This window comes from Pseudomonas sp. E6002, from assembly GCF_013385565.1.
Lineage (GTDB): Bacteria > Pseudomonadota > Gammaproteobacteria > Pseudomonadales > Pseudomonadaceae > Aquipseudomonas.
On the sequence record NZ_JACAPT010000066.1, the window covers coordinates 1 to 15,629 of the forward strand.

Annotated in this window: 14 protein-coding genes; 2 read left to right on the forward strand and 12 right to left on the reverse strand. The window is 62.7% G+C overall.

What is annotated here, in order from left to right:
* Positions 1 to 249 precede the first annotated feature (249 nt).
* The 9 genes from HX815_RS31350 to HX815_RS31390 all read right to left on the reverse strand — a co-directional run bounded on the left by HX815_RS31350 (position 250) and on the right by HX815_RS31390 (position 6,943).
* Positions 250 to 1,380, reverse strand: coding sequence for an MFS transporter (locus HX815_RS31350; RefSeq protein WP_017478989.1), 1,131 nt, complete (start codon positions 1,378 to 1,380; stop codon positions 250 to 252).
* 75 nt (positions 1,381 to 1,455) lie between these two features.
* Positions 1,456 to 2,820: an MFS transporter gene (locus tag HX815_RS31355; RefSeq protein WP_023658995.1), complete on the reverse strand. Its 1,365-nt coding sequence runs from the start codon at positions 2,818 to 2,820 to the stop codon at positions 1,456 to 1,458.
* A gap of 92 nt (positions 2,821 to 2,912) precedes the next feature.
* On the reverse strand, positions 2,913 to 3,449 hold the full coding sequence (locus tag HX815_RS31360) for an alpha/beta fold hydrolase (RefSeq protein WP_102368641.1): 537 nt from the start codon (positions 3,447 to 3,449) through the stop codon (positions 2,913 to 2,915).
* 4 nt (positions 3,450 to 3,453) lie between these two features.
* On the reverse strand, positions 3,454 to 4,230 hold the full coding sequence (locus HX815_RS31365) for a DNA-binding domain-containing protein (protein ID WP_102368640.1): 777 nt from the start codon (positions 4,228 to 4,230) through the stop codon (positions 3,454 to 3,456).
* Entirely contained in the window at positions 4,227 to 5,078 is an 852-nt protein-coding gene (locus HX815_RS31370; protein ID WP_177029495.1) for a DUF692 domain-containing protein, read from the reverse strand. Before HX815_RS31370 ends, HX815_RS31365 begins: the two co-directional genes overlap by 4 nt.
* Before the next feature lie 56 nt (positions 5,079 to 5,134).
* Positions 5,135 to 5,407, reverse strand: coding sequence for a hypothetical protein (locus HX815_RS31375; RefSeq protein ID WP_003211275.1), 273 nt, complete (start codon positions 5,405 to 5,407; stop codon positions 5,135 to 5,137).
* Between the two features lie 25 nt (positions 5,408 to 5,432).
* The gene (locus HX815_RS31380) at positions 5,433 to 6,200 is read right to left on the reverse strand and encodes an alpha/beta fold hydrolase (RefSeq protein ID WP_003211274.1); all 768 of its coding nucleotides are present in this window, start codon (positions 6,198 to 6,200) and stop codon (positions 5,433 to 5,435) included.
* Positions 6,201 to 6,245: 45 nt separating this feature from the next.
* Positions 6,246 to 6,674 carry a DoxX family protein gene (locus HX815_RS31385; RefSeq protein ID WP_003211272.1) on the reverse strand — a complete coding sequence of 143 codons (429 nt, stop codon included), beginning with the start codon at positions 6,672 to 6,674 and terminating at the stop codon, positions 6,246 to 6,248.
* Positions 6,671 to 6,943, reverse strand: a complete 273-nt coding sequence (locus HX815_RS31390) for a DUF2282 domain-containing protein (protein ID WP_003211270.1) — start codon at positions 6,941 to 6,943, stop codon at positions 6,671 to 6,673. The genes HX815_RS31385 and HX815_RS31390 overlap by 4 nt, the downstream gene beginning before the upstream one ends.
* 577 nt (positions 6,944 to 7,520) lie before the next feature.
* Between HX815_RS31390 and HX815_RS31395 the strand changes: the two genes are divergently transcribed.
* Positions 7,521 to 10,346 carry a winged helix-turn-helix domain-containing protein gene (locus HX815_RS31395; RefSeq protein ID WP_177029492.1) on the forward strand — a complete coding sequence of 942 codons (2,826 nt, stop codon included), beginning with the start codon at positions 7,521 to 7,523 and terminating at the stop codon, positions 10,344 to 10,346.
* A gap of 92 nt (positions 10,347 to 10,438) precedes the next feature.
* Here HX815_RS31395 and HX815_RS31400 read toward each other — a convergent pair whose 3' ends face one another.
* The 3 genes from HX815_RS31400 to HX815_RS31410 all read right to left on the reverse strand — a co-directional run bounded on the left by HX815_RS31400 (position 10,439) and on the right by HX815_RS31410 (position 12,929).
* Positions 10,439 to 10,888, reverse strand: a complete 450-nt coding sequence (locus HX815_RS31400) for a hypothetical protein (protein ID WP_177029496.1) — start codon at positions 10,886 to 10,888, stop codon at positions 10,439 to 10,441.
* An 80-nt stretch (positions 10,889 to 10,968) separates the two neighbouring features.
* Entirely contained in the window at positions 10,969 to 12,249 is a 1,281-nt protein-coding gene (locus HX815_RS31405; RefSeq protein ID WP_177029493.1) for an ATP-binding protein, read from the reverse strand.
* Positions 12,246 to 12,929, reverse strand: a complete 684-nt coding sequence (locus tag HX815_RS31410; RefSeq protein WP_003211262.1) for a response regulator transcription factor — start codon at positions 12,927 to 12,929, stop codon at positions 12,246 to 12,248. Before HX815_RS31410 ends, HX815_RS31405 begins: the two co-directional genes overlap by 4 nt.
* Before the next feature lie 213 nt (positions 12,930 to 13,142).
* Between HX815_RS31410 and bamA the strand changes: the two genes are divergently transcribed.
* A complete protein-coding gene (gene bamA, locus HX815_RS31415; protein WP_177029494.1) occupies positions 13,143 to 15,515 on the forward strand; it encodes an outer membrane protein assembly factor BamA in 2,373 nt (790 codons plus the stop codon).
* Positions 15,516 to 15,629: the final 114 nt, after the last annotated feature.

Sequence of the window (15,629 nt, forward strand, 5' to 3'; positions counted from 1 at the left end):
GGGTAAATCGGCAAGGATGCCGATTTAGCCGCGCCGGGCCATGGATGGCCCGTCGCGGCGGCCCGCGGAACCGGGCCGGAGTGCGGGCATGCCGAGCCTAGGCGAGGCACCGAGTGGTGGGGCAAAGACCTTTTGGTTACTTTTGGCTGGGCCGGCATTCCGGGCGTTTGCCAAAAGTGACCCGCTGTAAGAGCGGAACCCTAAGTGGCCGTTACCGAAGAAACGGATATGTACCCCCCTCCCCCCATCTCATGCTAAACCCCTGGCCCGCCAGCAAAACACCGCACTGACCGCAATCGCCGCCCCCGCCACGCCAAACACCCAAGGCGCCGACGCCACCGGCAACAACAACCCCGCCAGCAAAGGCCCAAGCCCCGCCCCCACATCACGCCACACCGCATTCGACGCCAACGCCGAAACCCGCATCGCCCCCGGATTACGCTCCGCCACCAGCGTCGTCACCAACGGCAACTGCAACGCCCGCAACACCAACACCGCCGCCGCCCCCACAATCACCCAATGACTACCAAACGCCCCCAACGCCAACGCACTGAGAAACGAAAACAGCAGCAACATCGACGTAGCACCAAACTGCTGCGCAGCACGCCCCCCCAGCGGACTCAGAAGCAACTCCGAAACATATCGCAGCGCCATCAACCCACCGGCAATCAATACCGCATTGCCACCCAGCAGCTTCTGCGCCTGAATCGACAGGCCAAAGATAAACAACCCATCCAGCGCCACCCCTTCGATAAACGACCAGGTCGCCACACTGTCAGGCAACTTGAACCGCCGCCCCGGCGTGCCATGCAAATTGTGACCCGCAGTCGGCAACCCCCGCGCCATCCACAACCCCACCAGGCAACACACCGCCAGAATCCAGAAGATCGGCCGCGGCCCCACCTGCAACGTCAGCCACCCACCCAACGGCAAGGCCAGCATCGGCCCCAGGGCAATCAACGCCCGCGACCGCCCCGCCCGCCGCGCCGCACCCAGCGGTTCAGAGGTAGCCAATACTTGAGTGGAAAGGTTCAACGCCGCAAAACACAGGCCCCAGACCAACCGCAGCCCCAGCAAGGCCGCAAACCCGGACAGCATCGAGTTGCCAAGAGCACACACCGCCGCCGCGCCGGCGGCAATGGAGCACGTCAGCCGATCACCGTTGCGGGCGTAGAAATTCAGAACATGCTTGTAGCCGAAGATCCGCACCAGGCGGTTGGCCGCCAGCAGCACCCCGGCCTGGGCCAGGGTGATACCGAACGCCTGGGACTCCATCGGCAGCACCAGGTACAGCAACACGTCACTGGGCAGGCACAGGCCAAGGGTCAGCGCGGCACGGCGGGAGTGGGAATCAGCACTGCGTTGGGCCAGATCAGACATAAAAGCTGAAACATTCAGAATTATTTAGACGGCCACGGTAGCCGTCTACCTCAAGGTTTTACAAGGCCCAAATAATTAAACCTTGGCGCCGTCCTGCATCAGGCGCAACCCGCTGGCCACCGCGCCCACAAGGGCAAACCCGCAGCCCAGCCACAACGCGTACTGCGGGCCGCTGCTCAGGGACAGGTGGAAACACAACGCCACCAACGAAGCGCCGAGTGTCTGCCCCATCAACCGCGACGTGGCGACGATCCCGCTGGCTCCCCCGCTGCGGGCAATCGGTGCGCTGGTCATGATCGCCTTGAGGTTGGGCGACTGGAAAAAACCGAACCCGGCGCCACACAGGGCCATGCGCCAACCGATATCGAAGGTCGAGGCGTCGTTGCCCAGGGTCGCCAGCGAGGCCATGCCCGCGCTCAACATCACCAGGCCGATGCCGCACAACAACGCCAGGGAGATACGGTCCGCCAGGCGCCCGGCAATCAGCGCCATCACCGCGACCACCGCCGGCCACGGCGTCATCAGGAAACCGGTGGCCACCTGGCTGTGCCCCAACACCGTTTGCAACAGGAACGGCAGCGACACAAACGCCAGCCCCTGGGCGCTGAACGCGCAAATCGCGGTGAGGGCCGACAAGGTGAACAGCGGGCGCTTGAACAGATCCACCGCGAGCATCGGCGCCGGGTGCCCGGCCTGACGGCGGATCAGCAACAGCCCGCACAGCAGCGCCACGGCGATCAGCCCCAGCGTCAACACCGCCTGCGCACCGTGCACCGCCGAGCCCAGGCCCAGCACCAGCAGGGCAAACAACCCGGCGCAGAGAATTGCCGCCAGCCGGTCGAAGGCATGCCCGGTGATCGGGATCACCGGAATCGCCCGCACCCCGAGCCACAAGGCCAATGCCCCAAGGGGCAGGTTGATCAGGTACAACCAGTGCCAGGTAGCCACCGATAGAATCGCCGACGCCGCCGTCGGCCCCAGGGTAAAGGCCAGCCCCACCACCAATGAGTTATACCCCAGCCCTCGGCCGAGGATTTTTGCCGGGTAGATATGCCGCAGCAGCGCAATGTTCACGCTCATGATTGCCGCAGCGCCCAGGCCCTGCACCACCCGGGCGGCAGTCAGCGTCGGCAGTGACCAGGCCAGCCCGCAAAACAGCGACGCCACCACAAACACCAGCAAGCCGCCGAGGAACACCCGGCGGTGGCCGACCACATCACTCAGGGACGCAAAGGGCAGCACCGCCGCAATGGTCGCCAACTGGTAGGCATTGACCACCCAGATCACCGAAGCGGAGTCGGTGCCAATCCCTTCGGCCAGGGTCGGCAACGCGGTGTTGACGATGGCCGTGTCGAGGGTCGCCATGCCGATCCCCAGGGAAATGGCGACAACCGCCGCTAGACGCTTATCACTGGGCAACCCATCAGCTACTGAAGACATGGACAATCCGCACACGTGGCAAAGGCGTCTAGATTACGGGCAGCGGCCTTTTTTTTCAGCGGGCAAATGCGCGGCTGTCCAAATATTCATGTTCAGGTGCGCCATTTGCCCATCTGCGCCATCTGCACCAGCACCTCGGCCAGGGCGGGCTGCGGCGCGCTGTTGACGGTGACCAATGCCACGCAACGGCTTGGCCGCAAGGTCGCCGCGGCGGTGGCAGCGCGGCCGCCGAGATCGAACCCGCCGAGCACCGCCTCGGGGATGTGCAAGGCGTTCATCAAGTCCAGCACGTCCTGGCCGAGCACCACTTCCTGAGTGCTGGCGGGTGCCGCCTTGTCCAGCGGCGTGGTAGTGCCATGGCCACGCAGGTACGGGGCAACTACCCGAAAGCCCCGGGCGGCCAGGTAGGGTGCGACCTCGGCGAAGCGCTCCAGGTCGCCGTCCGCGCCATGCAGCAAAATGATCGGCCTGCCCTCTTCCGGGCCGGCCTCGTAGTAGCCGATATCCAGCAGGTCGGTGCTGACCTGGCGGATCGTCCAACGGGCGGGCGTCGCCATGACCGGCAGTGACAACGCCACTGAAGCAATGGCGCTGGAAATCAGAAAGCGACGGCGATTGAAAAAAGACATAGGTTTATAGCTCCGAAAAATGCGACACAGAAAGGTCTTCAACGACCCCCACAATCAACTCGCTGCCGATCCAGCCGGCCAACAGCTCACCGGCTTTCGCGACGCCCTGCTCTTCCCCCAGGCGCGCTACCAGAAACTCGCACAACCCGGCAAAACTGCCGTCGCCTTGCAGGTGCACCAAGGCCTGGAACTCCAGCGCATCGACCTGGCGCAAGCGCGAGGTGAACTGGCGGCGCCACACCAGCAGCCCACCGGCCTCGGCCAGCATCAGCGCCTCGGGCGCCGGGGTTTGCTGCCACAATGCCGACCAGATCGCCTCGGCGTTGGTGGTCAGCCCATGGCACCGCAGCGACGGCGTGAGTTGCAGGCGTGCCGTGTCCCAATCCACCGACGCCAGCACGTCCATGGGCAACGGGCTGGCATCGGCGGCGACAAACGCTTCATTGAGCGACGACTCGATCCAGGCCAGTTCATGCACGTCGGGATTGTTGGGGAACAGTTCGCCCAGGGTCAGGTGAAAACCCTCGGGATAGACGTCCAGGGTCCAGGCATGGGGCGGATGCCGGTCGATATGGCTGACGCACGCGGCCAGGAACGCCTCGTCCCCGACCCAGCGCCGCAGGTTGGGAAACGCCTGTTCCAGGCAACCCACCAATTGCGCGCGGTAGTTGTTCTGATACACCGCCAGTCCCGCGGCCTTGTTACCCAACATCTCGGCCGACTGCTCCGAGGCACTCACCAGCCAGGTATGAAAAGCCTGCTGCCATTGCGCGAGATTCATGAGCGCACCTGCGCACGCTTGTAGGCCTCGGAGGCACCGAGCATGCGGGCGAGCGACAGCTCCTCCAGCAGCTCTGCCAGGGGCGGGATCTCGTCATCGCGCTCGATCATCGTGGCGACCGGGCCGAGCAACGCAACGGCCTTGGCATACAAGTCCCAGACGCCATCACACACCGGGCTGTCGTGGCTGTCGATCAGCAAATCGCGGCCCTGGCTATGGCCGGCCAGGTGAATTTGCCGGACCCGCTCGGCCGGAATCCCGTCGAGAAACGCGAGAGCGTCAAAGCCATGGTTGCTGGCGCTGACAAACACATTATTGACGTCCAGCAACAGCTCGCAGCCGGTGCGCCGGGACATGGCGGCGATGAATTCCCACTCGCTCATGGACGCGCCATCAAAGGCCAGGTAGCTGGACGGGTTTTCAAACAGCATCGTGCGGCCCAACACTTCTTGAGCCAGGTCGATATTGGCGCAGACCCGGTCCAATGCCTCATGGGTGTAAGGCACCGGCAACAGATCATGGGAGTTGAAACCCCCGCTGCGGGACCAGCTCAAGTGGTCGGACACAAACAGCGGTTCGATCTCGTCCACCAGCGACTTGAGGCGTTTCAGGTAATCGCGATCGAGGCCCTCGGCCGTGCCGATCGACATCGACACCCCGTGCAGCGCCACCGGATACCGCTCGCGAATCTGGCGCAGGATGCGCCGGGGCTGGCCGCCCGCGACCATGAAATTCTCGGAGATCACTTCAACGAAATCCACCGCCACCGGGTTCTCCAGGAACTCGCTGTAGTGTTCCTTGCGCAGCCCCAGGCCATAGCCTGGAAAACGCGGGTTGGGTGTCGGCATCATGTGGTCTCCGTTGCATAAATAGGCGGCGGGCCCAACCTGGGCCCGCCGGGGTGTTACTTCGGTTCGGTAGTGGTGCCGCCCAGCTTCAGGCACTCGGACGGGGTCTTGACGACAACGCCCTGGCCCTTGCAGCTGTTGAGGCCCTTGCAATCGTTCTTGGCCGTGGCGCACAGGCTTTCGCCCTTGCAGTTGTTCACGCCGTAGCAGCGACCCGGCTGTTCCGGCTGGTCGGCGGCGCTGGCGGCGGCCGCGAAGGAAGCGGACGCCATGGCGATCAGGGCGGCAGCAGTGGCAAGGCTCAAGCGGGATTTGATGGATGTGCTCATGGGTATTACTCCTCGGGGGTGGGGTTTATTTGATGACGGATGCCGCGTCTTCGATGACCTTCGCCACAGCCTCGGGCTGGGAGATGTACACCGAGTGGCTGGCCTTGATTTCAGTGACTTTCGAGCCGGCGCGCTTGTACATCCAGCGCTGCAGATCGGGGCTCAGGGCACGGTCTTCGGTGGATACCACGGCGTAGGTCGGCTTCTTGTGCCAGGCCGCGGCCCACACGGTGCCGCCGAACAGCGCGGTGGTGGCCGGCACCTGGGAGGCGGCCATGAAGTCGGTGCGGTTGGTGGTCAGGTCGGCAGCAAAATCGGCATTGAACTTGGTGCGATCAAAGAACAGATGCCCGTCGCGGGTCTGCATCACGTCATTGCTCGGCGCCGGCATCGACGACAGCAGCTGGCTCATGTTCTCGCCGACTTCCGGTTGCAGGGCCGAGACATAGACCATCGACTTGACCTTGTCGCGGTCACCGGCAATCGAGATCACCCCGCCGCCGGAGCTGTGACCCACCAGCACCACCGGGCCGACCTGCTGCTCCAGCACTTCGCGGGCCTCGGCCACGTCGGCGGCGAGGCTTTCATGGCCCTGATGCACCACGGTGACCTTGTAGCCCTTGTGAATCAGGATGTCGTGCACCACTCGCCAGCCGGAGCCGTCGACAAAGGAACCGGGCACGATCACCACGCTTTTACCGGTGCCCGGCTGGGGCTTGGCTGCATCGGCGGCCGAGGCCACCAACGGTGTAGCGAGTGCCATGGCGATCGCCAGGGAAGAAAGAATACGCATGCGACTCTCCACAGGCCTTGGGGCCTGATCATTGTTGTGAAAGGGTTAACGGCGTTGGCCGGACAGCACGCGGTCCAGTGACCAGGCCCCGCCGCCATATGCCAGCAGCGGCAGCAACAAGCCCGCCCAGGTCAGGTGGGTCGGCCAGGCGTCGGGGTATACGAACACCTCGATCACCAGGGTCATGCCCAACAGCGCGGCAGCCGCCGGGCGGGTCAGCAGGCCCAGCACCAGCAACAGCGGGAACAGATGCTCGGCGTAGGTCGCCAGGTGCGCTGCCCAGTCCGGCGGCACCAGCGGCAAGGCGTATTCCGAGCGAAACAAGGTGTAGGTCGACGGCTTGAGCTGCAGGAAACCGGTCACCTTGGTGCGGCCCGAGAGGAAAAACACCGAAGCGATCCCGAGGCGGGCCACCAGCAACAGCAGCGCCTCAGGCAGCACACGCTTGAGCACCGCAGGGGCCAGGGCAATCATGGTTGTTCCGTCAGGCTGCCGAAGCCTTTGGGGGTTTTGATCTGGGTGCAGGTGCCTTTGTCCACCAGCACCCAGGCGTTGCCCTGGTAATCCGCCTTGGCGGTGCCGGCGCAGGAAGTCCCGGCACCGGCGGCGCAATCGTTGGCACCGGCGAGGGACACGCCGAAGCATTTTTCCTGAGGCTTGGCATCCTCGGCATGGGCGGTGGCGGCGAAGGCACCGAGGGACAGTGCGAGGGTGGCGGCAAGGGCTGCGTAATGGCGCTTCATTGTTGAATCTCCTGGCTTGACTGAATGTGGCCAGGGCGCTTGTGCGGTGGGTGACCGCCTGCGCCATCTGGTAGACAGATTTAAAGCCAGGCGTGTATCCCGTCTGTGTCGCGTTTCCTCCTTCTATTCATGCCGGTGTATCAGGTGGGTGCTGATACACAGTCTGATACACAGCCAAAAAAACCACGCCAAACCACCGCCGTTTTATTCGGCATCCCGAACGACACAATTAGAAATATTCGCCTTTCCGAACACCCAACTTCCCCCGCTTTCGACGACCTCAAAAATCCCCATAAATTTCATACGGTTGTTGTCATCTTTGTTACATGCCAACTGGCATACATTCTGCTACATCAGGTTTTCTAGTAATAAAATGTTTCTAAATTGAAACAGTCTCATCGCCTGAAACCCAACGGCCCCGCGCCCTATAACAACGTCCATGCCCCAAAGGAGGGCGACAACTCTCACCTTTTTGATCGACTTCAACTCTCCAAGCCTGCTGCCGCACGTAAGCACCCAAAAGGGCGAATGGCCTGATCGCCAATAACAAGCCCGACTACAAAAAAAGGACAAATTGATGAGTTCGAGCAAATACCCCGCAGCGTCCTTCACGGACCTCGTCCCCCAGGCCCCGGACCACACCGAGAATGCAATCGGTTTTGGCCCCTTTCTCTTGTTGGCGCGCCAGCATGTATTGCTGCGCAACGGCGAGCCGGTGACCCTCGGCAGCCGCGCCTTGTACTTGCTGATCGCCCTCGCCAGCCGGGCTGGCGAGTTGCTGGAAAAGTCCGAGCTGATCTCTTTCGCCTGGCCCAAGGTGGTGGTGGAGGAATGCAACCTGCGCGCGCAGATCGTTGCGCTGCGCCGGGCGCTGGGGGATGACGGCAACTTCAGCTACATCGTCACCGTGCCAGGCCGGGGTTATCGGTTTGTCGCGCCGGTGACGATGCAGGCAGTGAGTGAAGGCGCCATCGCCCAGGCGCTGGTGCCCGCCCCGACGGTGGACGTGCCCAACCTGCAACCGCCGCCCAGCACAGTGATTGGTCGCGAACAGCTGATCCTGAGCCTGGCCGACCAGGTACTGAGCCAGCGTTTCGTGACCATCACCGGCCCCGGCGGCATCGGCAAGACCACCGTGGCCCTGGCCGTGGCGCAACTGCTGCAGGGCCGCTTTCACCAGGGCATGTGCTTCGTCGACCTGGCCCCCGCCACCAGCGGCCAATGGGTGGCCGGCATGCTCGCCAACGCCCTGGGCATTCAAAGCGTAAGTGACGAGCCCTTGCAAAGCGTGGCCTCGATGCTCGCCAACAGCCCGTTGCTGCTGGTGCTCGACAACTGCGAACACGTGCTGCAAGCCACCGCCGACGCGGTCGAGGTGCTGCTGCGCTGCGCGCCCCAGTGCTGCGTGCTGACCACCAGCCGCGAACCGCTGCGGGCCGAAGGCGAACGGGTGCACGACCTCGCACCGCTGCTGGTGCCGGACGAAGACGTGAACTTGAGTGCCGAGCAAGCCATGACCTGGTCGGGCATCGCCCTGTTCATCGAACGGGTCAAGGCCCTCGACCCCGGCTTCGTGTTCAAGGACACCGACGTCGCCGCCGCCAGCGCCATCTGCCGCAAGCTCGACAGCAACGCCCTGGCCATCGAAATCGCCGCGGCGCGGGTGCGCACCTTCGGCATCCAGGACCTGGTGGGGTTGCTCGACGGCAGCTTCCGCCTGCAAATGACCGGCCGGCGCACCGCCCTCGCCCGCCACCGTTCACTGAGCGCGACCCTGGACTGGACCTACTCGATGCTCACCGGCGACGAACAGGCCATGTTGCGCCAACTGGCGGTGTTCACCGGTTCTTTTACCCTGGACGCGGTCAAGGCCATGACCGCCAGCAGCACCCTCGATGCACGCAATGCCCTGCCCTTGCTAGAAAGCCTGATGGACAAGTCGCTGCTGATCGCCGGTGAATCGCAGTTGCTCAAGCGCTACCGCCTGCTGGAAACCACCCGCGCCTACGCCCTGGAGAAGCTCAACGAACACGGCGAAGCCGATGCCACCCGCCAGCGTCATGCACTGTATGCGCTGGGCGTATTGCAGGAAGCCGGGCAGACCCTCGACGGGCTTTCTCCCGAGACCTGGATCGGCCTCTACGGCCCGGAAATCAACACCATCCGCACCGCGCTGGAGTGGGCCTTTTCAGCCTCGGGCGACCTGCCCACCGGCATCGAACTGACCCTGGGCGGTGTGCCTTTGTGGCTGCGCCTGTCGCTGGTCAGCGAGTGCCGTACCTGGGTCGACAAAGGCCTGGCCAGCGCCGCCACCACCCCGCTGCCGCTGCGCCAGCGCATGCTGTTGCAAACCGCCCTGGCCAGCGTGCTGATGCTCACCTATGGCACCGGCGGGCCAATGCGCGAAGCCTGGCGCCAGGTGCGTGAAGACGCCCGCGACCTGGGCGATGCCGAGCACAAGCTGCGGGCGCTGTGGGGCCTGTGGAGTGACCGCTGCGGCTGCAACCAGTACGCCGAAGCGCTGGAATTGGCCGAGCGCTACATCAGCCTGAACAACAGCGGCAACCAGCAACTGCTGGGTAAACGCATGCGCGCGCTGGCGTTGTTTCACATGGGGGACCTGGCCGGCGCCCGACAGAATATCGACGAGGCGCTGGGGTCACCGTCAGCCCCGCGCTCGCATATTATCGACGTGCATTTTGACCAGCGCATCGCCGCCCGCTGCCTCAAGGCACAGGTGCAGTTGCTGGAAGGCGACGTCGACCCGGCACTGCGCCTGATCGGCAGTTGCGTCGATGAAGCCATCACCCTCGATCACCCCGCGACACTCTGGTACACCCTGTGCCTGGGGGCAATTCCGCTGGCGCTGTTGGCGTCCAACCTGCCCAAGGTGCGGTACTACCTGGGCTTGCTGCAAGACAGCACGACCCAGCAGGACCTGCACATCTGGCGTCAGTTTCGGCTGTGCTTCGAGAGCATCCTGCTGATCCGCCAGGGGTCGCCCGAAGAAGGCGTGCCGTTGCTGGGTGAGGCCTTGCATCACCTGCATGGCCAAGGCGACAGCCAGCTTTATAGCTTGCTGCGTTGTGAATACGCCCTGGGGCTGGCGCGGCTGGGCCTGGAGAAACTGGCGCTGGAGGTGTTGGAAGATACCCTGCAATTGGCGCTGGGCCGGCATGAGCGCTGGTTCGTGCCGCAGATGTTGCGGATCAAGGCGCAGCTGATTCTGCGCCAGGCCCAGTACGGGTCGGTGGACAAGGCCAAGGTGTTGCTGCGCCAGGCGTGGGTGGATGCGCAACTGGCCGGGGCGCATTTCTGGCGGGCGCAGATTGCCAGTGACCTGGCCAGGTTGCAGGAGCCGAAGATGCGGATTGCTTCGTTGCCAAGGTTTCAGCACCGGTAGAGGCTGCCGGCATGTAACGGTAAAAAGGGGACAGATCTATTTTATAAATAAATCTGTCCCCTTTTCGCTCTTTTTGAACTCCGGCAGCCGCGCTATTGATCCGCCGCATAGATGACGGTTTGCGCACTGTCGGGTGCAGCGGGTCGGCGGGTGAAGTAGGTGTCGCCTTCATCCGTATGAATCTCGTATTCAAACTTGCTGGTCGCGCGGCCCGTAGCGGTGGCGTGCTTGATGATCTTCAGCACCCGCTGGAATTTCACACTTTGGGTGCCGTTCTGATTGGGCCCGGTGAGCACGTTGACGCTTTGAAACCAGCCGTCGTTCTTCTTGTTCGCCACCAGGGCGCCGGTCATGGCTTCAAACCGTTCCAGCCGGGTAAAGCCCCACAGTGTCTGCTCCTCCACCGTTTCGCCGAGGGCGGCAGAGCCGGTAAACACGAACAGGTTGATCGCCGGGCTGTCTTCGCAGAAGAAATCGTAAGGCACCAGGCCGTCGACCATTTTCTTGCCGGCCACGAAGCCTTTTTTATGCACCTGAAACATCGCCACCTCCACGCCAATGGCGTCACTGAACATCAGCTCACGCAGAGGAAAAGTCTAAAGGCGCAGGGCGTACAGGGCGGTCAAGCCAATGTAATATCGTGTAAAGATCCCACCCGGGGCAGATTGATCTCCACGGTCAACCCGCCGGGTGGCTGGTTGTACGCCACGATGGTGCCGCCATGCATTTCCACGGACCTCAAGGCGATCGCCAGGCCCAGTCCGAAACCGGCATCGTTGTCATTCGGGCCACGTTCGAAAGGCTCGAAAATACTCCGCAGCCGCAGGTTTTCAACTCCCGGCCCCTGATCGGTGATCAACACCCGCAGCCAACGGTTGTCGGGGCTGACCTCCGCCGAAACCTGCACCGTGGTATCAGGCTGCGTGTAGCGCACGGCATTTCGAATGACATTTTCGAAACACCGATACAGCAGCTCGCCGCTGGCCCGACTGACAAAGTCCGGACACGCCTGCAAGCTGACACTGCAGCCTTTGATACCCGCCTCGAACTGAGCATCCTCGACAATCACGGCCAGCAATTCGACGATATCCACCGGCTCGCGCTCGATGCTTTCGGGACGGCCCTGCACACGCGCCAGGGTCAGCAGCGCCTCGATCAGCGTGTCCATGCGCGCCGATTCACGCTGGATGCGCCCGAGCATTTCCTGGCGTGCCGGGTCTTGCTGCAACAGCCCGATGGCCACTTGCAGGCGCGTCAACGGTGAGCGCAGTTCATGGGAGATGTCGTGCAGCAGCTGTTGCTGGGCCTCCACCAGCAGCTTGAGCTGGTTGGCCATGCGGTCGCAGTCTTCGGCCAGGTCGACGATTTCATCACGGCGCTTGCCCATCATCGGCCGCACCCGGGTTTCGAAGCGGCCCAGCGCAACGTCGCCCATCGCCCGCCGCAGATAAGCCAGCGGCCACGCCAGGTAGTAGGCCATGTACCCACTGAACAGCGCGCTCATCAGCGTGCCGATGATCAGCGGGATCCAGTGGCCCAGGCGCCCGGGTTCGTGGGGAGGATGGGAAGACCTGAGGGACAGCGCGGCCCCGTCCTTGCTGATCAGCGACTTTTCATAAGCCACCTGCGAGACCGGCGTGCCGGCCAGCAATTGACCGGCACTGTCATAAACGCCAATGGCTTGGCCGTGGGGTGGCTGCCACACCGCCAGGAGCTGGCGGCCCGACTCGACACCGTACTGTTCCAGCAACTGTTCTTCGCTGGCCAGGATCGCATCCAGATGATGGTCCCCGGGGCCCAGGCTGCCCGCCACGAGAATGCTCAAGCCCACCAGGAACGTCAGGCTGGTGGCCAGCCAAAAGGCCAGGAACAGTTTCCAGAACAGCCGGCTGGGTTTCATCATTCGGCGATCAACAGGTAACCGAGGCCACGCACGCTCTGGATCCAGGCCTTGGCATCCGGGCGCGGGCCCAACTTCTGGCGAATGCTGCTGATATGCACGTCGATGCGCCGGTCATAGCGGGTCAACGGGCAGCCCAGGGCATTGAGCGACAGGTCCTTTTTGCTCACCACCTGGCCGGCGCACCGGGCCAGCACTTCAAGTAGGCTGAATTCGGTACTGGTCAGCCCCAGTGCGCAGCCTTTCCAGAGGGCCTGGCGCTTGCCGGGCCAGAGCACCAGGGCGCCGGTCTTGATCACGTCAGCGGCCGGCGGGTCCACGGGCTGCACCCGGCGCATGATCGCGCGCAGCCGCGCCACCAGTTCACCCGGGGAACTGGGCTTGGGCACATAATCGTCCGCGCCGAGTTCCAGCCCGGTGATCCGGTCGATGTTGTCGCCCCGGGCCGTGAGCAACACCACCGGCACCTGGCTGCTGGCCCGGATACGCCGGAGCACCTCGATGCCCGAGAGCCTGGGCAGCATCACGTCCAGCACCACAATGCTGTAGCGCCCCGACAACGCCTCAACTTCACCCTCCTCGCCGGTGTGCACGCAGGTCGCCTCAAAGCCTTCATGCTCCAGGTATTGGCCCAGCATTTCAGTCAGTTCCTGGTCATCGTCGACTAGCAATACGCGGATCATGGCGAGCTCGTGAAAGGGTACCCCCACAGTATCGCCCAGCCTCATCGCCCCGGGGCCAACCTTTACCTAACTTGACACTTGGTTAACCGCACCAAACCCGCGCCGCTCTTATGCTTGCCGTCCACCCGTCTGGCCGCGTTGTGGTGACCCGTCTGCGGCGAGTCATCCCGGCGCGCTTGCGCTGCTTGTCGATGTGTTCTGGAAAAGATCTTGATGAATTTTTCGCGCCTGCTCTGCTCGGTTGCGCTGCTGCTCAATGTCACACTTGCACACGCTGAAGCCTTCAAAATCTCGGATATCCGTATCAACGGTCTGCAACGGGTCTCGGCGGGCAGCGTGTTTGGTGCCTTGCCGCTGAACGTGGGGGACGAAGCGGATGACCGACGGCTGGTGGATTCCACCCGTGCGTTGTTCAAGACCGGCTTCTTCCAGGACATCCAATTGAGCCGCGACGGCACGGTGCTGATCATCAATGTGGTCGAGCGCCCATCGGTGTCCAGCATCGAGTTCGAAGGCAACAAGGCCATCTCCACCGAAGACCTGCTCAAGGGCATGAAGCAGTCGGGCCTGGCCGAGGGCGAGATCTTCCAGCGCGCCACCCTGGAAGGCATGCGCAACGAACTGCAGCGCCAGTACGTGGCCCAGGGTCGCTATTCGGCCACGGTCGACACCGAAGTGCTGCCGCAGCCGCGTAACCGCGTGGGCCTGAAGGTCAAGATCGACGAAGGCTCCGTGGCCGCGATCCAGCACATCAACGTGGTGGGCAACCACGTGTTTACCGACAAGGAACTGATCGGCACGTTCACCCTCAAGACCAGCAACTGGCTGTCGTTCTTCACCAACGATGACAAGTACGCCCGTGAAAAACTCACCGGGGACCTGGAACGCCTGCGCTCCTATTACCTGGACCGTGGTTATATCAACATGGACATCACCTCGACCCAGGTGTCCATCACCCCGGACAAGAAGCACGTCTATATCACCGTCAACATCAACGAAGGCGAGAAATACACGGTGCGTGACGTGAAGCTCAGCGGCGACTTGAAAGTGCCCGAGGACCAGCTTGAAGCCCTGTTGCTGGTGCAGAAAGGCCAGGTGTTCTCGCGCAAGCTGATGACCACCACCTCGGACCTGATCACCCGGCGCCTGGGTAACGACGGCTACACCTTCGCCAACGTCAACGGCATGCCCACGCCCCACGATGAAGACCACACCGTGGACATCGTGTTTGCGGTCGACCCGGGCAAACGGGCCTATGTGAACCGCATCAACTTCCGTGGCAACACCAAGACCGACGACCAGGTGCTGCGCCGGGAAATGCGCCAGATGGAAGGTGGCTGGGCGTCGACCTACCTGATCGACCAGTCCAAGGTTCGCCTTGAGCGCCTGGGCTTCTTCAAGGAGGTCAACGTCGAAACCCCAGCCGTGGCGGGGGTCGACGACCAGCTTGATGTGAACTACGCGGTCGAAGAACAAGCGTCCGGCTCGATTACCGCCAGCGTCGGTTTTGCCCAGGATGCCGGGCTGATCCTTGGCGGTTCGATCACCCAGAACAACTTCCTGGGCACCGGAGATTATGCCAGCCTGGGCCTGACCCGCTCGCAGTACCAGAGCAAGTACAACATTGGCTTTACCAACCCCTACTTCACGCCGGACGGGGTGAGCCTGGGCTATAACGCGTTCTACAGTGCCACCGATTACAACAACTACTACGACGATGGCAGCGGTGTTTCCTACTACTCCATCAACAGTTACGGCCTGGGGGCCACACTCGGGTACCCGATCAATGAAACCTCGCGGTTGAGTTTCGGCCTGACGATGCAACACGACAGTATCGACCCGGGCATCTACAGCTCTGATGAGATCTACGATTTTCTTCAGCGCGAAGGCAGTGAGTTCACCAACTTCAAGGCGAACCTTGGGTGGTCGGAGTCGACGTTGAACAAAGGCGTGATGCCGACCCGTGGTTACTCGCAGAACCTGAACCTGACGGTGACGCTTCCGGGCAGTGACTTGAGTTTCTACAAACTCGATTATTCCGGGCAGACATTTGTGCCGATCACCAATTCGACGACGCTGCGTTTGCATACCAAGCTCGGTTACGCCAACGGGTACGGCTCGACGGACGGCCTGCCGTTTTATGAAAACTACACGGCCGGGGGTGAAGGTTCGGTGCGCGGGTTTGAAAGCGGCACGCTTGGGCCGCGCAGTACGCCGGCGACAGGGGCGTATGCCAGTGCGGGCCAGCAGTACTACAGCGACCGCAGTCCTGAGGCGTTGGGGGGCAACATCCTGATTACCGGGGGGGCGGAATATCTGTTTCCGATGCCGTTCCTTAAAGATAATAAGTCGGTGCGTACGTCTGTGTTCTGGGATGTGGGTAACGTTTATTCGGACAAGTGTGCCCTCAGTACTACCCAGGGTTGTAATGGGGTTGACCTGAGCCAGCTGGGCGCTTCTGTGGGGGTTGGGGCTACGTGGTACAGCCCGTTGGGGCCGTTGAGTATCAACCTGGCGTTGCCGGTTCGTACCCCGGAGAATGCGACCAAGCAGGTGTTCCAGTTCTCCATGGGGCAGAATTTCTGATCTGCCTGGGTACATATCCGTTTTTGCGGTTATGGCCGCTATTGGTTCCGCTCTTACAGCGGCTCACTTTTGAAAAGCGCAAAAGTAAGCAAAACGCTCTTGCCCCACCACTCG